Annotated in this window: 18 protein-coding genes; 5 read left to right on the top strand and 13 right to left on the bottom strand. The window is 72.0% G+C overall.

Going from position 1 to position 21,856, the window contains the following annotated elements:
• Nucleotides 1–23 precede the first annotated feature (23 nt).
• Genes CRP55_RS19345 through CRP55_RS19335 form a run of 3 tightly spaced genes read right to left on the bottom strand, consistent with a single transcriptional unit; the run spans nucleotide 24 to nucleotide 4,424 of the window.
• Nucleotides 24–2,057, bottom strand: coding sequence for a 3-hydroxyacyl-CoA dehydrogenase NAD-binding domain-containing protein (locus CRP55_RS19345; protein ID WP_097321482.1), 2,034 nt, complete (start codon nucleotides 2,055–2,057; stop codon nucleotides 24–26).
• Nucleotides 2,057–3,271: an acetyl-CoA C-acetyltransferase gene (locus tag CRP55_RS19340; protein WP_097321481.1), complete on the bottom strand. Its 1,215-nt coding sequence runs from the start codon at nucleotides 3,269–3,271 to the stop codon at nucleotides 2,057–2,059. The genes CRP55_RS19345 and CRP55_RS19340 overlap by 1 nt, the downstream gene beginning before the upstream one ends.
• Nucleotides 3,261–4,424, bottom strand: a complete 1,164-nt coding sequence (locus tag CRP55_RS19335; RefSeq protein WP_097321480.1) for an acyl-CoA dehydrogenase family protein — start codon at nucleotides 4,422–4,424, stop codon at nucleotides 3,261–3,263. The genes CRP55_RS19340 and CRP55_RS19335 overlap by 11 nt, the downstream gene beginning before the upstream one ends.
• A 60-nt stretch (nucleotides 4,425–4,484) precedes the next feature.
• Here CRP55_RS19335 and CRP55_RS19330 point away from each other — a divergent pair, with 60 nt between their 5' ends.
• A complete protein-coding gene (locus CRP55_RS19330; RefSeq protein ID WP_097321479.1) occupies nucleotides 4,485–5,084 on the top strand; it encodes a TetR/AcrR family transcriptional regulator in 600 nt (199 codons plus the stop codon).
• A gap of 2 nt (nucleotides 5,085–5,086) precedes the next feature.
• On the opposite strand, the gene CRP55_RS55700 is transcribed toward CRP55_RS19330, so the two are convergent.
• Genes CRP55_RS55700 through CRP55_RS19310 form a run of 4 tightly spaced genes read right to left on the bottom strand, consistent with a single transcriptional unit; the run spans nucleotide 5,087 to nucleotide 9,132 of the window.
• Nucleotides 5,087–6,292 carry a methyl-accepting chemotaxis protein gene (locus CRP55_RS55700; RefSeq protein ID WP_281260797.1) on the bottom strand — a complete coding sequence of 402 codons (1,206 nt, stop codon included), beginning with the start codon at nucleotides 6,290–6,292 and terminating at the stop codon, nucleotides 5,087–5,089.
• A gap of 58 nt (nucleotides 6,293–6,350) precedes the next feature.
• A complete protein-coding gene (locus tag CRP55_RS19320; protein WP_097321477.1) occupies nucleotides 6,351–7,736 on the bottom strand; it encodes an NAD(P)(+) transhydrogenase (Re/Si-specific) subunit beta in 1,386 nt (461 codons plus the stop codon).
• The gene (locus CRP55_RS19315) at nucleotides 7,733–8,017 is read right to left on the bottom strand and encodes an NAD(P) transhydrogenase subunit alpha part 2 (protein ID WP_097321476.1); all 285 of its coding nucleotides are present in this window, start codon (nucleotides 8,015–8,017) and stop codon (nucleotides 7,733–7,735) included. The genes CRP55_RS19320 and CRP55_RS19315 overlap by 4 nt, the downstream gene beginning before the upstream one ends.
• Entirely contained in the window at nucleotides 8,014–9,132 is a 1,119-nt protein-coding gene (locus CRP55_RS19310) for an NAD(P) transhydrogenase subunit alpha (RefSeq protein ID WP_097321551.1), read from the bottom strand. The genes CRP55_RS19315 and CRP55_RS19310 overlap by 4 nt, the downstream gene beginning before the upstream one ends.
• An 81-nt stretch (nucleotides 9,133–9,213) precedes the next feature.
• Here CRP55_RS19310 and CRP55_RS19305 point away from each other — a divergent pair, with 81 nt between their 5' ends.
• Nucleotides 9,214–9,927, top strand: a complete 714-nt coding sequence (locus CRP55_RS19305) for an acetoacetate decarboxylase family protein (protein WP_179855245.1) — start codon at nucleotides 9,214–9,216, stop codon at nucleotides 9,925–9,927.
• A gap of 34 nt (nucleotides 9,928–9,961) precedes the next feature.
• Nucleotides 9,962–10,246, top strand: coding sequence for an antibiotic biosynthesis monooxygenase (locus tag CRP55_RS19300; RefSeq protein ID WP_097321474.1), 285 nt, complete (start codon nucleotides 9,962–9,964; stop codon nucleotides 10,244–10,246).
• Here the strand turns inward: CRP55_RS19300 and CRP55_RS19295 are convergent.
• Nucleotides 10,218–10,661, bottom strand: a complete 444-nt coding sequence (locus tag CRP55_RS19295) for a MarR family winged helix-turn-helix transcriptional regulator (RefSeq protein ID WP_097321473.1) — start codon at nucleotides 10,659–10,661, stop codon at nucleotides 10,218–10,220. The genes CRP55_RS19300 and CRP55_RS19295 overlap by 29 nt on opposite strands.
• Nucleotides 10,662–10,670: 9 nt before the next feature.
• Nucleotides 10,671–11,543 carry an SDR family oxidoreductase gene (locus CRP55_RS19290; protein WP_097321472.1) on the bottom strand — a complete coding sequence of 291 codons (873 nt, stop codon included), beginning with the start codon at nucleotides 11,541–11,543 and terminating at the stop codon, nucleotides 10,671–10,673.
• An 88-nt stretch (nucleotides 11,544–11,631) separates the two neighbouring features.
• Between CRP55_RS19290 and CRP55_RS19285 the strand changes: the two genes are divergently transcribed.
• Entirely contained in the window at nucleotides 11,632–12,204 is a 573-nt protein-coding gene (locus tag CRP55_RS19285) for a TetR/AcrR family transcriptional regulator (protein WP_097321471.1), read from the top strand.
• Between the two features lie 25 nt (nucleotides 12,205–12,229).
• On the opposite strand, the gene CRP55_RS19280 is transcribed toward CRP55_RS19285, so the two are convergent.
• Nucleotides 12,230–15,850, bottom strand: coding sequence for a hypothetical protein (locus CRP55_RS19280; RefSeq protein WP_097321470.1), 3,621 nt, complete (start codon nucleotides 15,848–15,850; stop codon nucleotides 12,230–12,232).
• 265 nt (nucleotides 15,851–16,115) lie between these two features.
• On the opposite strand from CRP55_RS19280, the gene CRP55_RS19275 reads away from it, so the two are divergent.
• A complete protein-coding gene (locus CRP55_RS19275; RefSeq protein WP_097321469.1) occupies nucleotides 16,116–17,696 on the top strand; it encodes a methyl-accepting chemotaxis protein in 1,581 nt (526 codons plus the stop codon).
• A gap of 44 nt (nucleotides 17,697–17,740) precedes the next feature.
• Here CRP55_RS19275 and CRP55_RS55695 read toward each other — a convergent pair whose 3' ends face one another.
• Genes CRP55_RS55695 through CRP55_RS19260 form a run of 3 tightly spaced genes read right to left on the bottom strand, consistent with a single transcriptional unit; the run spans nucleotide 17,741 to nucleotide 21,834 of the window.
• Nucleotides 17,741–18,856, bottom strand: coding sequence for a tetratricopeptide repeat protein (locus CRP55_RS55695; protein ID WP_097321468.1), 1,116 nt, complete (start codon nucleotides 18,854–18,856; stop codon nucleotides 17,741–17,743).
• Between the two features lie 52 nt (nucleotides 18,857–18,908).
• A complete protein-coding gene (locus CRP55_RS19265) occupies nucleotides 18,909–20,426 on the bottom strand; it encodes a methyl-accepting chemotaxis protein (protein WP_097321467.1) in 1,518 nt (505 codons plus the stop codon).
• A 40-nt stretch (nucleotides 20,427–20,466) separates the two neighbouring features.
• On the bottom strand, nucleotides 20,467–21,834 hold the full coding sequence (locus CRP55_RS19260; RefSeq protein WP_097321466.1) for a transaminase: 1,368 nt from the start codon (nucleotides 21,832–21,834) through the stop codon (nucleotides 20,467–20,469).
• Between the last annotated feature and the right edge of the window lie 22 nt (nucleotides 21,835–21,856).

Raw genomic sequence — 21,856 nt, 5'->3', positions numbered from 1 at the left:
GAGAGGAGGCTTGTCGCGGGCCGTCATGCGGGGAGGAACCTGTCGCCGTAGCGCTTGGCCAGCTCCGTGGCGCGGGCTCGGAAGTCGGTGTGCTGGTGGGCGAAGCGCAGGACGCCGCCCGTCCAGGCCGGGTAGCCGATGCCGAGGATGGAGCCGATGTTGGCGTCCTCCTCGGTGCGCAGCACGCCCTCGGCCAGGCACTTCTGCGCGTCGAGGGTCTCGGCGAACAGGAAACGGTCCTGCAGGTCGGCCAAGGGCACGGCGCGGCCCTCGTCGGTGGTCAGGCCGGCCAGGCCGGGCCAGAGGCCGGCGCGCTTGCCGTTCTCGTAGGCGTAGAAGCCCTGGCCGGCGGCGCGGCCGGGGCGGCCGTGCTCGTCGACCATCTTGTCGACCAGGGCGTGGGACGGGAGGCGCTCGTACGTGTCGCCGGCGGCGGCCTCGAACTGGCGGCGGATCCGCTGGACCAGCGACAGGCTCACCTCGTCGGCCAGGGCGAGCGGGCCGGTCGGGTAGCCGGCCTGCAGGGCCGCGTGCTCGATGGAGGCCGCCGGGACGCCCTCGGCGAGCATGCCGATCGCCTCGTCGATGAACTTGCCGATGACCCGGCTGGTGAAGAAGCCGCGGCCGTCGTTGACCACGATCGGCGTCTTGGCGATGCGCCGGCCCAGGTCGAAGGCGCGGGCCACCGCCTCGTCGCCGGTCTTCTCGCCGACCACGATCTCCAGCAGCGGCATCTTGCCGACCGGGGAGAAGAAGTGCATGCCGATGAAGTCGGCCGGCCGGGACACGCCCTCGGCCAGCCCGGTGATCGGCAGCGTCGACGTGTTCGAGGCGAGCAGCGCGCCCGGCGCCAGCACCGGCTCGACCTCGGCGAAGACGGCGTGCTTCAGTTTCGGGTCTTCGAAGACCGCCTCGATCACCACGTCGCAGCCGGCCAGGTCGCCGACCTCGGCCGTGGTGGTGATGCGGGCCAGGACGGCCGGGTCGCCCTCCTGCTTGGCGCGGGCGGCCGCCTCCTCGCTGACGTCTTTGACGACCACCTCGAGGCCGGCTCGGGCGCACGCGTACGCGATGCCGGCGCCCATCATGCCCGCGCCCAGCACCGCGACCTTGGTCGCCGGCGGCACCTGCACCTCGGGCCGGGCCAGGCCGCCGTTGATCGCGCGCATGTCGAAGAACAGCGCGCCGATCATGTTTTTGGCGATCTGCCCGGTGAGCAGGGTGATGAGGTGCCGGGTCTCGATGACCTGCGCGGTCTCGAAGTCGACCTGGGCGCCCTCGACCGCGGTCGCCAGGATCTTCTCCGGCGCCGGCAGCGAGGCGCCCTTGAGCTGCTTGCGCAGGGTGGCCGAGAAGGCGGGAAGCTGCGCGGCGAGTTTCGGGGTCGACGGCGAGCCGCCGGGGATCCGGTAGCCCTCGCGGTCCCACGGCTGTTTCGCCTCCGGGTTGGCGGTGATCCAGGCGCGGGCCTTCTCGATCATCTCCTCGGGCGTCGCGGCGATGTCGTCGACCAGGCCGTTGTCTCGGGCGTCGGCCGGCTTGTACCGGCGGCCGGTGAGCAGCCAGCTCATCAGCGCCGGGGCCAGGCCGAGCATGCGGACCGTGCGGGTTACGCCACCCGCGCCGGGCAGCAGGCCGAGCGTGACCTCGGGGAAGCCGAGCCGGGTGCCCTTGGCGTCGAGCGCGACGCGGTGGTGACAGGCCAGGGCGATCTCCAGGCCGCCGCCGAGCGCGGCGCCGTTGACCGCGGCCACGACCGGCCGGCCGTAGGTCTCCAGCCGGCGCAGGTCGCGCTTGATCGTGCCGAGGAGCTCGAAGAGGGCGGGTGCGTCCTCCCGGCGGGCCTGGATCATCGAGGGCAGGTCGCCGCCGGCGAAGAACGTGCTCTTCGCGCTGGTGACGATGACGCCGGTGACCTGGTCGCGCTCGGCCTCGAGCCGGTCGAGGGCGGCGCTCATCGCGTCGACGTACCGCTGGTTCATGGTGTTCGCGGACTGGTCCGGGTCGTTGAGGGTCAGGGTGACCACGCCGGAGTCGTCCCGCTGATATTCGATCATCACAGCCTCTCGATGACGGTCGCGACGCCCATGCCGCCGCCGATGCAGAGCGTGACCACGGCCCGGCGCTGGTCGCGCCGCTCGAGCTCGTCGAGCGCGGTGCCGAGCAGCATCGCCCCGGTCGCGCCGAGCGGGTGGCCGAGGGCGATGGCGCCGCCGTTGACGTTCACCGTGTCGGGGTCGAGCTCCAGGTCGCGCTGGTATTTCAGCACCACGGACGCGAACGCCTCATTGATCTCGAAGAGATCCACATCCGAGGTGCCGAGACCGGCGGTGCGCAGCGCCTTGCGGGTCGCGGGAATGGGCCCGGTGAGCATGATCGTCGGATCCGAGCCCGTCACGGCGGCCGCGGAGATGCGGGCGCGCGGGGTCAGGCCCAGCTCCCGCCCGATCTCCTCGGAGCCGATCAGCACGAGGGCGGCGCCGTCCACGATGCCGGAGGAGTTGCCCGCGTGGTGGACGTGGTCGATCCGCTCGACCCAGTGGTATTTGCGCAGCGCGACCGAGTCGAACCCGGCCGCGGCCCCGATCGCGGCGAACGACGGCTTGAGCCGGGCCAGCGCCTCGCGGGTGGTCTCGGGCCGCGGATGCTCGTCGGCGGCCAGCACGTCGAGCCCGTTCTCGTCGCGGACCGGCACGATCGAGCGGGCGAAGTGGCCGCCCGCGATGGCCTTGGCCGCCCTGTCCTGCGAGCGCAGCGCGTAACCGTCGACGTCGTCGCGGCTGAAGCCCTCGATGGTGGCGATCAGGTCGGCGCTGACCCCTTGCGGCACGAAGTCGGTGGCCAGCGACGTCTCGGGGTCGAGGAACCAGGCGCCGCCGTCGGAGCCCATCGGGTTGCGCGACATCGACTCGACGCCGCCGGCCAGGATCAGCTGGTCCCAGCCGCTGCGCACGCGGGCCGCGGCCTGGTTGACCGCCTCCAGGCCCGAGGCGCAGAAGCGGTTGAGCTGGACGCCGGCCGCCGTGTCGGGCAGGCCGGCCAGCAGCGCCGCGGCGCGGGGCAGGTCGCCGCCCTGCTCGCCGATCGGCGTCACGATGCCCATCACGATGTCGTCGATGCGGGCCGGGTCGAGGCCGGGGTTGCGCTCGCGCAGGGCGCCGATCAGGCCGGTGACCAGCGAGATCGGCTTCACCCCGTGCAACGCGCCGTTGCTCTTGCCTCGTCCGCGCGGCGTGCGCACCGCGTCGTACACGTAAGCCTCAGAGGACACGGGCGATCAGCTCCTTCATGATCTCGTTGGTGCCACCGTAGATCTTCTGGACGCGCGCGTCGGCGTACATGCGCGCGATGGGGTATTCGGTCGTGTACCCGTACCCGCCGAAGATCTGCAGGCAGCGGTCGACGACCTCGCATTGACCGTCGGTGAGCCAGTATTTCGACATGGCGGCGGTCGCGACGTCGAGCTCGCCCCGGACGTGCCGCGCGATGCAGTCGTCCAGGAACACTCTGGCCACCCGGGTCTGCGTCGCACACTCGGCCAGCACCATGCGCGTGTTCTGGTGCCCGATCAGCGGCTTGCCGAAGGCCTTTCTCTCTTTGGCGTACGCGGTGGCGAGCTCCACCGCCCGCTGCATGACCGCCACGGCGCCGACCCCGATGACCAGCCGCTCCTGCGGAAGCTGGGCCATCATCTGGAAGAAGCCGCCGCCCTCGGAGCCGAGCAGGTTGGCCGTGGGCACCCGGTAGTCGTCGAAGAACAGCTCCGCCGTGTCGTTCGCGTGCAGGCCGATCTTGTCGAGCAGCCGGCCCCGGCGGAACCCGGGCGCGCCGTCCTTGAGCTCGCAGACGATCAGGCTGATGCCGCCCGCGCCCTGGGTGATGTCGGTCTTGACGGCCAGGATCAGCAGGTCGGCCAGCCCGCCGTTGGTGATGAAGGTCTTGGAGCCCGTGATGACGTACTCCTCGGCGTCCTTGACCGCCCTGGTGCGGATGGCCTGCAGGTCGGAGCCGCCGTCGGGCTCGGTCATGCCGATCGCGCCGATCAGCGAGCCGTCGCACAGGCCGGGCAGCCAGCGCCTCTTCTGCTCCTCGGTGCCGTACGCGCTGATGTAGCCGGAGACGATGCCACTGTGCACGGCCAGGCCCAGGCTGCCCTCGCCGCTGAAGGTCTGCTCGGTGAGCAGCACGGCCTCGTGGGTGAAGTCGCCGCCGCCACCGCCGAACTCCTCGGGGACCGACAGGCCCAGCAGGCCGAGCTCGCCCGCCTGGCGGTAGTGCTCGCGGTCGGGATGGCCCTGCGCTTCGAGGCGCGCCGCGTGGGGCACGACCTCTTTGGTGAAGAAGGCGCGGGCCAGCTCGGCGAGGTCGTCATGCTCAGGTTGGAGCCACGCCGGGGTGTATCCGTCCAGTCCTGGGGTCGGCATGCGCCAACTCTTCCGGCTTGTTGGCGGCCTGTCAACAAGCTCGTGGCTTAAGGTCAACGGGTGAGCATCGACGTGGGACAGCGCCGCCGGTTCTCCCCGGACGCCCGGCGGGAACAGATCCTGTCGGTCGCCGTGCGGCTGTTCGGCGAGCGCGGCTACGCCGAGGTCTCGACGACCGACGTGGCCCGCGAGGCCGGGGTCGCCCGCGGTCTGATCAACCACTATTTCGGCACCAAGAAAGACCTCTACCTCGAGGTCATCCACGTGATGCTGACGGTGCCGCCGGTGGCGCTCGCGTCGCTGCCCGACGGCGACCTGCCGGTGCGCATCGACGCGATCGTCGGCTGGTTCCTCGACGTCGTCTCGCGGCACAGCCAGTCGTGGCTGGCCGCCATCACGGCCGGCGGCATGGCCGGCGACGCCGAGGTCGACCGGGCCATCTCCTCGGCCATCGACGCCGCCGCCGACGCCGTGCTGACCGCCGTCGGCTTCACCGCGGTCACCCCGCCGATGCACGCCATGGCCCGCTCCTACGTGGGGCTCGCGACCTCGACCGCCCGGGAGTGGCTGGAGCGCGACGTGCTCACCCGCGCCCAGGTGCACCGGCTGCTGTCGCTGACCCTGCTGACCATGGTGACGTCGGTCTTCACCGACGACTAGGACTACGAGGTGAGCTCCAAGCCCACCTCGGCGCCGTCGGGCCGGACGAGACGCCGGACCACCTGCGCGTTCACCGTGCGGGGGCCGGCCGGCAGGTGCAGGGTCGCCTCCACCCGGTCGCCCACGGCGACCGGCGCGTCCGCCGCCAGCAGGCATCCGACGCCCTCCTCGGACAGGTCGATCAGCGTGCCCGGCTGCCCGGGGCGGCCGGGCACCCGGACCACGACCGGCCCGGTGGCGGCCACGCGGTCGTGCCGGCGCCGTTCGAGGCGGTCGGCCACCTCGGACAGGTCCTGAATGCTGGCCATGGTCGCGTCGACCGTGGCGTTCAGGCGCTCGACGATCTCGTGCTGGTCGTCGGCGATCCCGCTCAGCGTGCCCATGGCCGACTCGATGTCGGCCACCTCCTGGACGATCGCGCCCAGGGTGCCGCCCATCTGGGTGATGTCCGCCTCCAGGGTGGCGATCGTCGCCGTGATCTGCTCGGTCGAGCTGGCCGTGGTGTCGGCCAGGCTCTTCACCTCGTCGGCGACCACCGCGAAGCCCTCGCCGGCGGCACCGGCCCGGGCCGCCTCGATGGTGGCGTTCAGGGCCAGCATGCGGGTCTGCGAGGCGATCTCGGAGATGACGCTCGCGATGCCGGCGACCTGCCGGAGGCTCTCGTTCAGGGCGGTCGCGGCCTCGTCGGCGCTGCGCGCCCGGCGTACCATCGAATGCGCCGCGGCCGAGGTCTCCGAGACCCGGCTGTGTGTCGCGGTCGCGGCCTCCCGGGCCGCGCCGACCTGCGTGACCACGTCCCGCAGCCGTTCGTTGACGACCTTGCCGGTGTCGTCGATGGCCTCCTTGGCCCGGCGGCGCAGGCGCTGGTTGACGCGCCGCTGCTCCTGCTCGGTCTCACGCAGCCGGGTCTCGCGCTCGGTGCGCATCACCTCGAGCTCGGCCCGTCCCTCGTCGACGAGCGCGGCCAGGGCGGCGAGCTGGTCCTCGAACTCCAGGACCCCGAACGGCCGCTGGGCGGCGAAGTCGCCGGTGGGCAGGCCGGGCGAGGACGGCTGCACGGCCAGCGGGGCGGAGGCCGAGTCGAGCAGGTCACCCAGCGAGGCACGGACCGCCCGCAGGTCACGCTGCTTCTGCCGGCGGCAGCCCGCGACGTACCCGAGGGCGGCAGCCAGCAGCAGCGCGGCGATCCAGAGCACGGGAGCCGGCACGGGTTCAGGTTTCCACCGCGGGCCGCCGGGGTGGGGCGATTCGGCGAATTCAGGGGTGTCAAGCGTAGGCGTGCAGCCCCGAGAGAAGCGCGGCCAGACCGGCCTTGGCGTCCGCGAACAGCATCGCCGTCCGGGGATCGGTGTAAAGCTCGTTGTCGATGCCCGCATAGCCGTGCCCCAGCGACCGCTTGATCACGATCACCGAGCGCGCCCGGTCCACGTCGAGAATGGGCATGCCGGACACGGGGTTGCCGGGCCTGCGCGCCGCCGGGTTGGTCACGTCGTTCGCCCCGATCACGAGCGCCACATCCGTACGGGCGAATCCGGGGTTGCTCTCTTCAAGATCTTGCAATTGCTCGTACGGGGCGTTGGCCTCGGCCAGGAGCACGTTCATGTGACCCGGCATGCGGCCGGCCACCGGGTGGATCGCGTAGCTGACCTCGACGCCCCGCTCGGTCAGGGCCTGGGCCAGCGCCACCGCCTCGTGCTGGGCCTGCGCCGCGGCCAGCCCGTAACCCGGGACGATCACGACCTTTCCCGCGTACGCCAACTGGATCGCCGCGTCGTCGACGGTGACCTCCCGGACCTGCTGGGTCCCGCCCGCCGCGACCGCGACCGCGTCGCCCGTGCCGTAACCACCCGCGATGATCGCGCCGATCGGCCGGTTCATGGCATCGGCCATCAGCTTGGTCAGGATCGCGCCGGCCGCACCGACCAGCGCCCCCGCGATGATCAGCGGCGTGCTCTCCAGCACGAACCCGGCCATCGCCACGGCCGTGCCCGTGCAGGCGTTGAGCAGGGAGATCACCACCGGCATGTCGGCCCCGCCGATCGGCAGCGTGAGCAGCACCCCGGCGATGAGGGCGGCCACCGCGATCCCGGTCAAGGCCCATGTGCCGCCCCCGAAAGCGACAAAAAGGACGGCGAAAGTGATGCTCGACAGGGCCAAGATCAAAGACGCCAGGCGGCCGTACGGCACCACGAGCGGCCGCCCGGGCACCCGCCCGGCCAGCTTGCCGGCCGCGATCAGCGACCCGCTGAACGTGACCGCCCCGATCAGCACGTCGAGCACACCGGTCACCTCGGCCGCGGTGCTCGCCGGACGGTGGCCGAGCGCGATCAGCGCCGCCGCCCCGCCCCCGACCGCGTTGAACAGGCTCACCAGCTGCGGCATCGCGGTCATCCGGACCACCCGGGCCGCCACCAGGCCGGCCACCGCGCCGCCGGCCGCGCCGATCCCCAGGGCCCAGGCCGCGTACGCGTCGACGCCGCCGTCGTGGACCAGCACCACGAGCGTGGTGACGATCGCGACCGCCATGCCGCCGGCCGAGACCTGGTTGCCGCGCCGGGCCGTGGCCGGGGTGTTCATCAGGTGCAGGCCGATCACGAAGGCCGTCGCGCAGGCCACGTAGACCAGATGCGTGACGGTGCCGAAGGCGCTCACGACCGGCTCCGGAACATCGCCAGCATCCGGTCGGTGACCAGGTAGCCGCCGGCCACGTTCATCGCGGCGAAGAAGGCGGCCACCGCCAGCAGGACGTAACCCGTCCAGGAGGAGACCGAGGCGGCCAGCAGCATGACGCCGACGATCACCACGCCGTGGATGGCGTTCGCGCCGGACATCAGCGGCGTGTGCAGGGTGGCCGGCACCTTGCTGATCACCTCGAAGCCGACGAGCAGCGCGAGCGTGAAGACGGTCAGGTCGGCGAGCAGCAGCGCGCTCATGAGCGGATCTCCTTCGGCAGCCGGGGATGGACGACCTGCCCGCCGTGGCTGACCAGCACGCCGGCCCGCACCTCGTCGGCCGGTTCCAGCGTGAAGACCCCGTCGGGCATGAGGTGGGTGAGAAGGGCGACGGCGTTCCTGGCGTACGCCGTGGAGGCCGCCACCGGCACAGTGGCGGCCAGATCCGGGGCGCCGATCACCGTGACGCCCCCGTCGGTGACCAGTCGCGTGTCGGCGACCGAGCCCGCGACGTTTCCCACCGCCATGTCGATCACCACCGAGCCGGGGCGCATCTTTTCGATGGCCGTCTCGGTGACCAGGAGCGGAGCCTGCGCCCCCGGCACTTTCGCTGTTGTGATCACGACATCGAAGCGGGGGATGGCGTCCTGGAGGGCGCGCTGTTGAGCGTCCGACTCGTCCCCGGTAAGGGCCGCCGCATATCCGTCTTCCTGTGACCTGTCGTCATTCAAGGTGGCGAGAACACCGGCGCCTAGGGAAGCGATGTCCGCCTGGGCGGCGGCCCTGACGTCGTAGCCCGTGACCAGCGCGCCCAGCCGCCGTGCGGTGGCGATCGCCTGCAAGCCCGCCACCCCCGCACCCAGCACCAGGACCTGTGCCGGACGAGACGTGCCGGCCGCCGTCACCAGCATCGGGAAGAACCCGCCGTACGCCTCGGCCGCCAGCAGCGCCGCCTTGTACCCGGCCACATTGGCCTGCGAGGTCAGCGCGTCCATCGCCTGCGCCCGGCTCAGCGTGCGCGGCAGCAGATCGAGGCTGAGCGCCGTGATCCCCGCCGCGGCCAGCCCCGCCGCGCGCCCCGGATGGCTCAGCGGATCGAGCAGCCCGATCAGCACCCGGCCTCCGGCCAGGGCCGCGACGTCGTCCGGAGGGTGGACGCACAACAGGATGTCGCTCTCCTCGTACACCTGCGCCCTGGTCTTGACCTCGGCCCCCGCCGCCTCGAAGTCGGCGTCGCCGAACCAGGCCCGGCGGCCCGCGCCCGACTCGATCACGACCCGGACCTGCCGGGATCGCAACCGGCCGACGGCATCCGGGGTCAGTGCCACCCGGCGCTCGCGGCCCGGGGTCTCGCTGAGTACTCCGACGATCGTCATCGGCATCCCCTCGCATCGATATCGATGCTGTATCACCTCGACCCTCGGCTCTGCCACCCTGCCGGCGGTAGGGTCGGCCGCATGGCGGAACGGATCGGCGCCGGCGTGTGGTCCCTGCAGGGTGAGACGGTCACGCTTCCGGTGACCATCACCGACGCGCGGATCACGGCGTCGGTTTTCACCTCACCGGCCACGGCCGCGCGCAAGCTGCTGGCCGGGCTTCCCCTCGAGCCGTTCACGGCGTTCGGCCGCGCCTTCGGTCTGCTCATGTGCATTCATTACGGTGAGTGGGCGCTGAAGACGTACGACGAAGTGGGTGTCGGTCTTCTGGCCCTGGGTCCGGGCCGTCGCCCGGGCCTGTTTCTACTGGACCTGCCGGTGACCGGCGCCTTCACGCGCGAGGCCGGGCAAGACTTCTGGGCCCTGCCGAAATGGCTCATGACCTCCACGCTGCGTTTCGGCGAGGAGGAGACCGACGTGACGGTGAGCGACGGTGACACGCCCGTCCTGTCGGCGTCGTTCACGCACGGCCGGCTGCGCCTGCCGTTCGGCATCCGCTCGGCGCTGCCCGCCTGGTCCTATCTGGATCACGGCGCTCAGGCGGGCCGGCTGCTGCGCGGCCGGGTGCCGATGCGGTTGTCCGGGGTGCGTCTGGGTCGCGGTTCTTTTTCCGTACGCCTGGGGGAGCACCCGATGGCGCAGCGGATGGAGGCGCTCGGCATGGTCAACCGCCCGCTGCTGACCGTGCACGCGTCGTCGCTGCGCGGGCCGCTGGGGGAGTGGCGAGCGGTGTAGTGGTTTAGTCAAGATTCTGGACTATATTGGCGCCATGACGACCATCGAACTGACCCGTTTCCGCGTCGACCCGTCCCAGGTCTCCGCGTTGCTCAGCGCCCGGCCGGCCATGCTGGCCGACTTCCAGGCCGACCGGGAGGGCTTCCTCGACGCGCGCCTGGTCCGCCTGCCGGGCGACGAGTGGCTCGACATCGTGACCTGGCGCAGTGCCGAGGATTTCGCGGCGTCGCGGGCCAAGGGCGCCAACCGGCCCGGCATCGCCGCCTTCTTCGGCGCGATCGCGTCGCTGGTCAGCGCGGAGGAAGGCGCTTTGTCGTGATCTTTTTCAGGGTGCCGAGGAACTGCTCGTACGCGTCGCGGCCGACCGTCGCGGCGTACTCGGCCTCGATGTCGGCGACGACGCGGTCGGAGAGCTCCATCAGCCGCCGCCCACGCTCGGTCGGCATGATGAGCTTGGCCCGGCGGTCGGCCGGATCGGGCACCCGCTCGACGTAGCCGAGGGCCTCGAGCTCGTCGATCATCGTGGCGATCGTCTGCTTGTTGCGCCCGGCCAGCCGCACGAAGTCGTTCTGCCGCAGGCCGTCCTCGTCGAGGTGGGCGACCACGGCCCCGTGGCGGGGCCGCAGGTCGCCGAAGCCCGCCTCGGCGCTGCGCCGGAACAGCTCGGACTGGAGCCCGAACAGCAGCCGGGTCGCCAGCATGCCGAGATCCGCGGGCCGGGCGCTGCGTGCCATGACGGCACCTTATCCCTCGGTGTAGTGCCCCTCCTCCAGGTCCTCGATCAGGCTCGGGTGCCGCGGCGCCCAGCCGAGCAGGTCGCGGGTGGCCGCGCCGGACGCGGGCTGGTCGACCGCGAGCACCATGCCCAGGAAGCCGAACTCCTCGGCCGGCCGCGGCTTCACCGGCAGATCGAGGTGCCGCCCGATGATGGCGGCGACGTCGGCGATCCGTACGCCCTCGTCACCCACCGCGTTGAGGATCGATCCGGCCGGCGCGTCCTCGACGGCCAGCCGGAACAGCCGGGCCGCGTCGAGCCGGTGCACGGCCGGCCACCGCTGCGACCCGTCACCGACATAGCCGGCGACGCCGGACTGCCGGGCCGCCGCGACCAGCATGGCGATGAAGCCCTTGTCGCCCGGCCCGTGCACCGTCCGGGGCAGGTTGACGACCGACGACCGGACGCCCCGCTCGGCCATGCCGGCGGCGATAGTCGCGGTGAGCCCACGGCCGTCGGCCGACTTCAAGGTGTCCAGTTCGGTGGCGAGCGCGCCCGGCACGACCGGCGTGCCGGCGGTGATGACCAGCGGCTTGCCGGTGCCCTCGAGCACGGCGCCCATCGTCTCGACGGCCCGCCGGTCGTCCAGAATGTTCTGCTCGTAGTTCGTGAAGTCGTGCTTGAACGCGAGGTGGACGACCCCGTCGGCGTCCGAGGCCCCGGCCCGCAGCGCGCCGAGATCGTCGATGTCGCCGCGAAGGACTTGCACCCCGGCCGCCGCGAGCGCCGCCGCTGAGGCGTCCGAGCGGGCGAGCCCGACCACCTGGTGGCCCGCCGCCACCAGCTCGGGAACGACAGCCGACCCGGTCCAGCCGGAAGCGCCGGTGACGAAGATACGCATGAGAGGACCTCCTGGCCCTGTGATGGGACTTGGTCTCATCACCGTAGCACGCGATGAGACCGAGTCCCATCACGCTAGGATCGCCTTCATGGCACGCTGGGAACCGAACGCGCGCGAGCGCCTGGCCGCGTCCGCGCTGGACTTGTTCGTGGAGCGCGGCTACGAGGGCACGACCGCCGCCGAGATCGCCACCCGGGCCGGTTTGGCGAAAAGCACGTTCTTCCGCCACTTCACCGACAAGCGCGAGGTCCTGTTCTCCGGCGGCGAACTGCTGAGCGACGCTTTCGTCACCGCCATCGAGAAATGCCCACCCGGCACGACCCCGCTCGGCGTGCTGCACGCGGCCCTGGAGGCAGCGTCGTTCCCGTTCAACCCCGACCGGCGCGACTGGGTGGTCAAGCGTCAGACGGTGATCGCCGCGAACACCGAGCTCCTGGAACGCGAGCTGCTGAAACAGGCCGCCATAACCGAGGCCATGACCACGGCCCTGCAAAAACGCGGCCTGGACCCGCGCGTGGCCGCCGTCACCGCCGAACTGGGCAACTTGGCCTTCCGGGCCGCCTTCACCCGCTGGACGGCCCCCACCAACACCCGCGACTTCGCCGACTTGGCCCACGAGGAACTGACCGCCTCAGCCAAGGCCGCCACCACCCTCACCTGACGCCGCGGCTCCTTCGTTGTCGCGGTTATGCGAGCGTGCGAGCCAGGCGCGCCGCCTCGTTCTTCAGGCGGGTGCGCTCGGGGAGGGCGGCCGCCGCGGCCACCTCGGGCAGATGAGCGCGGGCGTTGATCGCCGCGGCGACGGCGGTGGCCAGAGCCAGCAGGTCGGGCAGCCCGGCGGGCGGCCGTTCCAGGCGCAGCAGGGCCGGCACGACGGCGTGCATGATCGCCCAGACGGCATGCTGCGACCCGCCCCGAGCCAGATCGGCGAGAGCGTCGGTGGTGTGATGCAGCTCGTCCGGCCGAGCGGCCAGCACCAGCGCCAGCTCACGGCCGAGCAGCCCCGCGTCCAGCCCGCCGCAGCGGGCAAGGTGCGCGATGGCACCCACAGCGTCCTGCCGGCCGGACTCGCTCCCACTGGTCAACGCCTGGGTCAGCACCAGCGCCATGGCGGGCCCGAACGGCCCGGAACACCGGGCGAGGCTCGACAGCAGCCCCACCCCCGCGCCGCCCGCAACCTCCCGCTGCTCCTCACCGGAAGCCCGCGAGGAGGAACCGTCAGCATCGCGCCGACCAACCTCCCCTGGCACTCGGCGCCGAGCATCCGCGGCGTTGGCTTGGCGCTGGTCGGCGCCGGCAGGCGCCCCACGCTGGACGTCCGTCGCGTCGACGGGCGAGGCCGTCGATTCGCCAGGGGTGTTCTCGGTCGTGTTCTCGCTGGGGCGCTCGGTTGCGCGGGAGTGCAGGACGTGGGCGGCGATGATCTCGCGATGGCTTGGCAGGATCATCGGCCAGCAGGACCCGTCAGAGTGAGCCGCGTAGGCACGACCGCCGGGCGCGGCGAGTAGACCGGGCGGGAGCGCCAGCCCTGAGGCGTCCACGGGGGCGAACGCGACGCCGCGCTGCGCCGGACCGCCGCCGGGCGAGGCGACCACGGTGATCGCTGGGTCGGCCAGGCCGCCGGTGCGCAGCCAGGCCGCGAAGCGGCGACCAGCTGTGGAATTGAGGCGCGCGGCGGCGGTGAGCACCGTGGGCGGCGTCTCGCGGGGAAGGCGCAGCAGAGCTTGGGCCAGGTCGTGCGGGCCGGGTTGCCAGCCGGCGCGCTCGGCCGAGGCCAGGCGCAGCAACAACCGGGCCGGGTCGACGTGACCGTCCTGTGTGGCCGGTGTAGCCAGCAGCGCGGGCGGCCCCTCACCCCGCGCCAACTGATCGGCGAGCTCGCGAATCCGCAGCCGCACCATCTCCTCCGGCGGCGGAAGCGACCGACGCGCCCCCGACATCCGCCGGTCATTTTCCGGGTCAAAGCCGCCGAACGCGTTCGTCACGAACGTGTGCGATCCGACAGCCGAACCAGAGGCCTCGATCGCGTTCGGCACGAACGCGTTCGACCCCCCAGTCCCAATCCCCGCGCCTGGCGTGCCGAACGCGTTCGTGCCGATCGCGTTCGTTTTCCCGGCCCTCGCGCCCGGCGCGCCGATCGCGTTCGTGCCAAGCGCGTTCGTCTTGTCTGCCCCTGTTCCTATCCCTGCGCCAGGCGTGCCGAGCGCGTTCGTGCCGAACACGTTCGTCTTGTCAGCCCCTGCCCCTGCCCCTGCGCCAGGCGTGCCGAGCGCGTTCGTGCCGAACGTGTTCGTCCTCCCGGCCGCCGCGCCCGGCGTGCCGATCGTGCTCGTTACGAACGTGTTCGGCTCCTTCGCGCCCGGCTTTGGGCCGCCGGTCGCGTTGCCAACTCTCGGGTTTGACCCGCCGACGGTGTTCGTCACGAACCTGTTCGGCTGGCCAGACGCCGTGGCGGGCGTGGCGGTCGCGTTCGTCACGAACGCGTTCGGGTGGCTGGGCGTCGTGGTCGGATGGGCGCGCCTGGTAGGAGATGGTGGGGCGCTGGGGGAAGCCGGGCGACGGGCGCCCAGCGGGGCGTATCGGCGGGCAGGGGCGGCCGGACCCGCGCTCGACTGGGCGGCGGCGGCCGTGGCAGCGGCTGCGGCTGCGGCTTCGGCGAGTTCGGGCGGGACCAAAGCCTGGATCAGGTCGGTCAGAGGTGAGGTCTTGTCCGCGGTGTGAGGAGCCAAAGCCCACGCGAGGTCCGGCCGGGACCTGGCCGCGAACTTCGTGACGGCGGCCAAGACCCGTTCCAGGTCGACCGGGGTCAGCGGTGTGCGGGCCAGTGTCGCCGTCAGCTCGGGAAGGGAGTTGATCGCGGGTGGCATGGGCTCCGGGACGTACACCATGGGAGAGGGAGGGAACCGCGGACCTGGAGGAATGGAGGTTTCGCCGATGATCTCATCGGCTTGGCGGCGGAGATCGCCGGCCAGGGACTCGGCGGCGGGACGGAGGACGTCCGGGCCGGCGGAGTGATGGCCGACGACGCGCAGGGCCCGCTCGGCCACCTCCGGGTCGTCGCTGTCGAGGACCGAGGTCGCCGCCTCCAGCAAGGCCGGCGCGGCCGACGGGTGGCGGCTGATGGCGCGGTCGAGCCAGGCGACCTGGGCGCGGACCAGCTTCTTCTCGGTGCGGGCGAAGGCGGCGCGCATGGCGGCGGCGACCGTGTCCGCGTCGAGGTGGCCGGCCTCGTCCAGGGTGCGCAGGACGCGCTGGGCCAGCTCGGCCACCGGGCCGTTCGGCTCGGTGAGCATGGCCAGGAAGTCGGCGCGGTGGGCGGCGCGCTCCGCCGGCGTGGGGTCGAGGTGGCGGAAGGTCTCCAGTACGGGGCGCAGCGCGGCACCCCGATCGCCGGAGCGGAGCCGGGCGACCAGCAGGGCGATGAGCTCGCGGCGGTCGATGCGCTTGCCGGCGGCCAGCAGGGCCACGGCGGCCGGCCAGATGTCGCCGAGGTCGGTGGCGACCTTGGGCGTGGCGAGCAGGGCCGGCAGCTGCGTCTCCAGCCAAGGGTCCTCGGCGAGGCGTGCGGCCAGGGCGCCGGGGGAGGTGGCGGCGGAGAACTGGCGTACCCATCCGCGCAGCACCGGCTCGGTGAGCGGGAGCGGTAGCCCGGCCGCGCGCAGCATGGCCGCGGTCAGGGACCATTCGCCGCGATCGTGGTCGCGGTGCTTGAGCTGGGCGGCGAGGTCGGTGGCGACGGTGGCGAGGCCAGGCCGGCCGGGCGCCTGCAAAACCCGGATTATTGCGGCGATCGTACGGGCGGGGAAGTCGCCCTTGAAGCGCGGCGACCGCAGCCACGCGACGACGTCGTCGCTGGTGGGGAGGCAACCCGCCCCGGCTACGAGCAGCGCGCCCTCGCGACGAACACGTTCGTCGGGATCGCCCGTCGAGGGACGCCGGAGCCGGCCGGCCGGCGTCGCGCCGGGCCCCGGAGCGGCAGTGGCCGCCGTGCCCGCCGCGGCGGCGGGCGACGGGCCCGGAACGGCGGCGGGTGACGGGCCCGGAGCAGCGCTGAGCGGGTCGTGACCGGCGAGGCCGGTCGGCACGGGACGCCGGCGCCGCGCCGAGGCCTGGGGACGGGCGGCGGGGTCGGTGGCGCGGATGCGCGGGACCAGGGTGCGCCGGCGCTGCTCGTCGAGGTGCAGCAGGGCGTCGGCCACGTCGTCGGCGTCGCCGTCCTCCAGGAGCTGGAGGAACTGGTCGTAGGCCGGCTGGCGCGTCGACGCCGGCCGGGTCCGGTCGGCGGGTTTCTCGGTAGCCGTGGCCATGAGGGGAACGTAGCGACCACTCGAGCCTCTCCGCCCCGATTCCGCCACATTCGTTCCCCGCCTCGACCGATGAGACCTAGCCTCCTAGGACGCTGTAGAGGTGGTGCGGGCGGGCACTTGCGGAGAAACCGGTCTCGTTCACCCGGAAGGGGCATTACCGTGATCGTGAAACATTCTCGGCGGAACCTGCCCGTGACTTCTTATCCGCACCGCCCTGGATGCCGATTTGCGCGGTTGCGAGATACGGACAGGAGAGGCACAGGGGATGGGACTGACATCAGCGTTCGACAACCGGTCGCTGCGGACGAAAATCGGCGCGGCGGTCCTGGTGGGCACGGTCAGCGGCATCGTCGTCGGCGGCGTGGCGCTGGCGACCTTGCGTACGCAGAACTCGGATGCCGCCGCCTCACAGCGGCGCACCGTCGCGCTGGAGTCCGCGGTCGGGGCGTTCAGCAAGAACATCGAGGCGTACAGCGGTAACACCTCCGCCCTGAAGCTCTACCCGAGCCTCAAGGAAGGCCTCACCAAGAGCCGCCAGGGCAACGCCGACGCGGTCGACGCCGCCTTGAAGAGCCTGAACACCGCGTTCGCCGGCGACGCGACGGGCACCGCGGCGGTGACCAAGGCCGCGAGCGACTGGCAGGACTACGTCGACTTCAACAACAAGGACTACACCGGGGCCACCGCGGCCGAGCTGCAGCAGGCGGTCACCGACTACACCACGATCTACTCCGCGCTCGGCGAGGACCAGACCGCCCTGACCACGCGCGCCGAGCAGCTGTCGGAGCAGGCGATCGCGGACTCCGACTCGGCCGCCAACAAGGCGACCTGGACCGTCGGCATCCTGCTGGTCGCCGGTGTCCTGATCAGCACGCTGCTCGGGTTCCGGGTGGCCGGCCGGGTGCGCGGCACGGTCCGCGAGGTGTCCCGGGTCGCCGAGGGCCTGGCCGAGGGCGACCTGACCCGTACGTCCGGGGTGACCACCCAGGACGAGGTCGGCAGGATGGCCGCCGCGATGGACCAGGCCGTGGCCCGCCTGCGCGAGGACGTCGTGCAGCTGGCCGGCAACGCGACCACGCTGAACTCCGCCGCCAGCCAGCTGACCAGCGTCTCGGGCCAGGTCGAGTCGGCCGCCAACGAGGCCTCGTCGCAGGCCGGTACGGTCGCCGCCGCGGCCGACGTCGTCTCCAACAACCTGCAGGTCGTCTCGGCCGGCTCGGAGGAGATGGGCTCGGCCATCCGCGACATCAGCGTCTCCACGACGGAGGCCTCCGAGGTCGCCGTGCAGGCGGTCGAGGTCGCCTCGGCGACGAACGCGATCGTGGCCCGCCTGGGCGAGTCCTCCTCCGAGATCGCCTCGGTGGTCAAGGTGATCACCTCGATCGCCGAGCAGACCAACCTGCTGGCCCTGAACGCCACCATCGAGGCGGCCCGGGCCGGCGAGTCCGGCAAGGGCTTCGCGGTCGTCGCCGGCGAGGTCAAGGACCTGGCCCAGGAGACGGCGAAGGCCACCGAGGACATCTCCCGCCGTGTCTCGGCCATCCAGGCCGACACCGACGGCGCGGTCACCGCGATCGGCGAGATCAGCGCCATCATCGAGCGCATCAACGGCATCCAGATGACCATCGCCTCGGCGGTGGAGGAGCAGACGGCCACCACCCAGGAGATGAACCGCACCCTGTCGGAGGCCGCCGCCGGCGCCGGCGACATCGCCGCCACCATCGGCACCGTCTCCGACGCCACCCAGCGCACCACGGCGACGGTCGGCGACACCCGCCACGCCGCCGACGACCTGGCCGTCACCGCCGGCCAGCTCCAGGCCGTGGTGTCCCGCTTCCGCTACTGAGTGAAGCGCAGGCAGGGCCCGTCCGACCGGACGGGCCCTGCTTCTTATGCGGCCCGCAGCGCGACGCTCGCCATGGCTGAGGCGACCAGGTTGCCGTCGGTCATCGCGGCCGCCTCGGCGCGCAAGCTCCGGCGCTCCTCGTCGGACTTGACGGCGGTGCTGAGCGCCACCAGCAGGCGGCCGCGGATGTCGGGCTCGGCGGCGCAGTCGAGGCCGTCGCGGTAGGAGGCCTCGGGGGAGCGGCCCAGCGCGGCCATGGCCTGGCCGTGGAACAGGTACAGCGGGGCCAGGCGCGGTGTCGCGCGCAACGCGGCGAGGGCTGTCTGCACCTTCTGGTGGGGCGGCAGCGGGGCGTGTTCCAAGAGGTAGAACAGTTCGTACTGTTCGGGGGTGAGCGCCCCCGCGGCCAGTTCGCGGGCCAGCCACAGGTCGGTGCGGCAGTGGAACCATCCCGGCGCCAGCCGCTCCGTCGTCTCGTATTCGGCGATGGCCTCGTCGTAGCGGCGCAGGTGCAGCAGCGACAGGCCCGACAGATAGTGCGCGTGCGGATCGTACGGGTCGAGCCGTGCCGCTTGCTGAAACGCCTCGTACGCCTCGGCGAACTGTCCGGCACTGCCGAGCCGCTCGCCCTCGGCGGTGCGGGCGCTGGCCGGCGCGAGCGTGATCCGGTCGCGCTCGAAGACGAACGTGACCGACACGCCGGAGGCGGCGGGCACGTCGCCCACCTCGCAGCGGACGCCGCCGTCCAGCATGACGACGACCCGGTTGAGCGGCTCGCCGGCCCGGATGATGCCGGCCTGCCGCCGCCGCCACGCCGCTCGGCGCTGCTCACCTTCCCGTGCCAGCACCTCGGCGACGCGTTCGGCGGCGTTTGCGGCCGGCTCGGCCTGGCCGAGGTAGCGGTGCATCTCGACCAGGTTCTCCAGGTACGCCCGGATGCCGGCCCGGTCGTCCTGGTCCTCGCACATCCGCAGCGCGGTGGTGGTCGGCTCGATCGCCGACGCCGCGTCGCCGAGCCCGAAGTCGCACTCGCCGAGCATGCCGTGGGCCACCGCCCGCAAGCGGTCCGTCGCCGGTTCGTCGAGCAGGCCCGCCAGCAGCTGCCGGGCCTCCTCGTAGCGGGCACTGTTCATGAGCTCTCGTGCCATGGCGACAGTCATCCTGCCGTCCCTCCATCATCGACGGTGAAGCGTCGATGAGTGTAGGGCGGGGCTACGAGGATTCGAGGGCGTGGGCCATCGTGGCCTGTTCCTCGAGGACCTCGCCGATGCGGGTCTGTACCGAGTCGAGCTGGTGGATGGTTTCGCTGGTGTCGCGGATGCCGCCGGCCACCGACTCGGCGCTCTCCTGCAGGGCGGCGATCTGCTCCGAGACCTTCTTCGTGGCCTCGGCGGTCTCCCGGGCCAGTTCCTTCACCTCGCCGGCCACGACCGCGAAGCCCTTGCCGATCTCGCCGGCCCGGGCCGCCTCGATGGTGGCGTTGAGGGCCAGCAGGTTGGTCTGGTCGGCGATCGACGAGATGATCTGGATGACGTCGCCGATGGCCGCCGAGGCGTTGCCCAGGGCGTTGACGTCACCGGTCATGGCGGAGGCGCGGCTCACCGCCTCGTCGGCCACCCGGGTGGCGTCGGCGGTGGCGGCTCGCAGGCGGTCGACCGTGTCGAGCAGGGCCCTCGCGTTGGCGGCCGCGGTCTCGGCGGCGCGGACCACCTCGAGGCGCTGGGAGACCAACTGCTGGACGTTGCGGAGGGCGTCGGCGCGCGAGTCGGACAGCTCCACGTATTCGGTGGTGAAGAAGTCCATCGTGCCGATGATGCGGTCGCCGCTGGAGATGGGGAAGCAGACGCCGGAGCGCACGCCGGCGCGCTGGGCGGCGGGGGCCCGTACGCAGTCGGTCAGCTCGCCGATGTCGCGGACGAAGACCAGGTCGCGCTGGCGCCAGGCCCGGCCGGACAGGCCGACGCCCTCGGCGAACGTGGCGGCCAGGGTGACCTTGCGGAACTCGTCGCCGGCGTTGCCCGACTCGACCTGGAACTTGAGCACGTTCTCCTGCTCGTCGACCTGCCAGTAGGAGCCGTACGCCCAGTGGAAGGACGTTCGAACCGCGTCCAGCGCGGCCTTGATGGCCAGCGGCGAGCTCGCGGTGTGCCCGAGCGCGGTGACCACGCTGGTGACGGCCAGACGGTCGTCGGCGATCTGGCGGGTGTGGTACGAGGCGATGGCGGCGACCCGGATCTGCTCGGCCAGCCGGCCGATCGCGCCCCACTTGCTGATCAGGGCGGCGTCCATGGCGACCGGGTTGCTGCCGTAGTACTCGAGGACGGCGACGAGCTTGTTGCCCTGGATGGCCGGTACGGCGATCCCGGCCTTGGCGCCGGCCCGGATCGCGGTCTGGAAACGCGGGTCGGTGGTCTGATCGTCGGCGTTGATGTAGACCGGCTTCGAGGTCCGCATCGCCTGCTGGGCCAGGCCGGAGGGGCCGGTGAGCTGCCCCTTGAGCCGGCCCAGCTCGTACTCCAGTTTCAGCACGCCGTTCTCGACGCACCAGACGGCCCCGTATTCCATGTCGTAGAACTCGACGTAGGTGGAGACGTAGATGCGCCAGGTGCTCGCCTCGCCGGTGGCGCCTTCGAGGTTGGTGGCCAGCTCCTCGAGCGCCTCGATGTCGCGCGGCGGCTCGCGCCGCGCGACGGGCTCGGAATGCTGTTGCCGGTTGCCGAACAGGCCCATGCGATCAGGCTACGGAGTGAAATGCCGGATTTCCGGGTGTTTACGACGTAAGTTCGTGCAACGCCTCGTTGAAGATCTCGTGGTGGCGCTCGACGTCCCCGGCCGTCGTGTCCGGTGACATCAGCGCCATGTTGTGGAACGGGGTCAGCAGCACCCCGCGGTTGGCCAGGTAGACGTGCAGGAAGTCTTCCAGCTCGGCGTCGGCCTTGGCCGCCGACTCGGTGCCGTTGCGCGGGGCGGGGTCGGCGAAACGGTATTCCACGCGCGCGCCGAGCTGACTGACCGACCAGGGCAGGCCGTACGTCTCAATGATCTTGCGAATCCCGGCGGCGAAGGCCGTCGCGGTGCCGATCATGCCGGCGAAGGCGGCGTCCGTGAGGACCTCCTGCAGGCAGGCGCGGGTCGCGGCCATCGACACGGGATTGCCGGCCAGGGTGCCGCCGACGCCGCCCATGTCGACCAGGTCCAGGTCCGTGCGGCCGGTCAAGGCCGCCGCGAGATCTTCGGACAGGCCGTACGCCCCCACGGGGATCCCGCCGCCGATGGCCTTGCCGATGGTCACGACATCCGGCGCCAGCCCCCAGAACGCGGTGGCCCCGCCCGGCCCGGCCGAGAACGTGTGGGTCTCGTCGTTGATCAGGTAGGTGCCGTACTTGCGGGTCAGCTCGCGGACCCCGGCCAGGTAGCCCGGCTCGGGCAGCACGATGCCGATGTTGGTCAGCGCCGGCTCCATCAGCACCGCGGCCACGTCGCCGTGGGCCAGCTCGCGCTCGAGGCCGGCCAGGTCGTTGAACTCGGCGACCCGGCTGGTGTTCGTCACGTCGGTCGGCGCGCCCACGTTGCCCTCGCGGCTCCGGCCGTTGCCGTCCGGGCCGACGACGATCAGCGACTCGTCGACCGAGCCGTGGTAGCAGTAGCTGTGGAACAGGATCTTCGACCGGCCGGTCACGGCCCGCAACAGGCGGATGGCCCAGCGGTTCGCGTCGGTCGCGGTCAGGGCGAAGCTCCAGTACGGCACGGTGAAGCGCCGCGCGAGCTCGGCCGCCACGATCGCCGCGTCCTCGGTCGGCATCATCGTCGTGGCGCCACCCAGCGTGGCGAGGCGGCGGGTGACCGCCTCGACCACCGGCGCGGGGGAGTGCCCGGCCATGGCCCCGGTGTCGCCAAGGGCGAAGTCGAGGTAGTCGTGGCCGTCGACGTCGGTGATCCGGTTGCCGCGGGCCGTCGCGACATAGAGCGGGAAGCCCGCGGCGGTCTTGTTCATCCACGTCATCGGCACCCGGCCGAACAGGTGGTCGGACCGCTGGTAGGCCGCGGCCGAGCGGGGGTTGCGCTCGGCGAAGGCGGCCCGCTCGCGAGCGGCGAGCTCGGCGAGACGACCGCGATCAACTCCGGATTCCGTCGACATGGCGCGATGCTACTAATGATCT

The organism is Paractinoplanes atraurantiacus, assembly GCF_900215205.1.
GTDB classification, from domain to species: domain Bacteria; phylum Actinomycetota; class Actinomycetes; order Mycobacteriales; family Micromonosporaceae; genus Actinoplanes; species Actinoplanes atraurantiacus.
Note: the sequence above shows the minus strand (reverse complement) of the source record. Positions and strands in the feature narration are given on the sequence as shown.

Coding starts and splice junctions, on each gene's coding strand:
- CRP55_RS19285 (WP_097321471.1), top strand. CDS start 11,632: ATGGCACGCTGGGAACCGAACGCGCGCGAGCGCCTGGCCGCGTCCGCG.
- CRP55_RS19295 (WP_097321473.1), bottom strand. CDS start 10,661: ATGGCACGCAGCGCCCGGCCCGCGGATCTCGGCATGCTGGCGACCCGG.
- CRP55_RS55695 (WP_097321468.1), bottom strand. CDS start 18,856: ATGACTGTCGCCATGGCACGAGAGCTCATGAACAGTGCCCGCTACGAG.
- CRP55_RS19300 (WP_097321474.1), top strand. CDS start 9,962: ATGACGACCATCGAACTGACCCGTTTCCGCGTCGACCCGTCCCAGGTC.
- CRP55_RS19260 (WP_097321466.1), bottom strand. CDS start 21,834: ATGTCGACGGAATCCGGAGTTGATCGCGGTCGTCTCGCCGAGCTCGCC.
- CRP55_RS19335 (WP_097321480.1), bottom strand. CDS start 4,424: ATGCCGACCCCAGGACTGGACGGATACACCCCGGCGTGGCTCCAACCT.
- CRP55_RS19310 (WP_097321551.1), bottom strand. CDS start 9,132: ATGACGATCGTCGGAGTACTCAGCGAGACCCCGGGCCGCGAGCGCCGG.
- CRP55_RS19275 (WP_097321469.1), top strand. CDS start 16,116: ATGGGACTGACATCAGCGTTCGACAACCGGTCGCTGCGGACGAAAATC.
- CRP55_RS19345 (WP_097321482.1), bottom strand. CDS start 2,057: ATGATCGAATATCAGCGGGACGACTCCGGCGTGGTCACCCTGACCCTC.
- CRP55_RS19315 (WP_097321476.1), bottom strand. CDS start 8,017: ATGAGCGCGCTGCTGCTCGCCGACCTGACCGTCTTCACGCTCGCGCTG.
- CRP55_RS19265 (WP_097321467.1), bottom strand. CDS start 20,426: ATGGGCCTGTTCGGCAACCGGCAACAGCATTCCGAGCCCGTCGCGCGG.
- CRP55_RS19280 (WP_097321470.1), bottom strand. CDS start 15,850: ATGGCCACGGCTACCGAGAAACCCGCCGACCGGACCCGGCCGGCGTCG.
- CRP55_RS19305 (WP_179855245.1), top strand. CDS start 9,214: ATGGCGGAACGGATCGGCGCCGGCGTGTGGTCCCTGCAGGGTGAGACG.
- CRP55_RS19290 (WP_097321472.1), bottom strand. CDS start 11,543: ATGCGTATCTTCGTCACCGGCGCTTCCGGCTGGACCGGGTCGGCTGTC.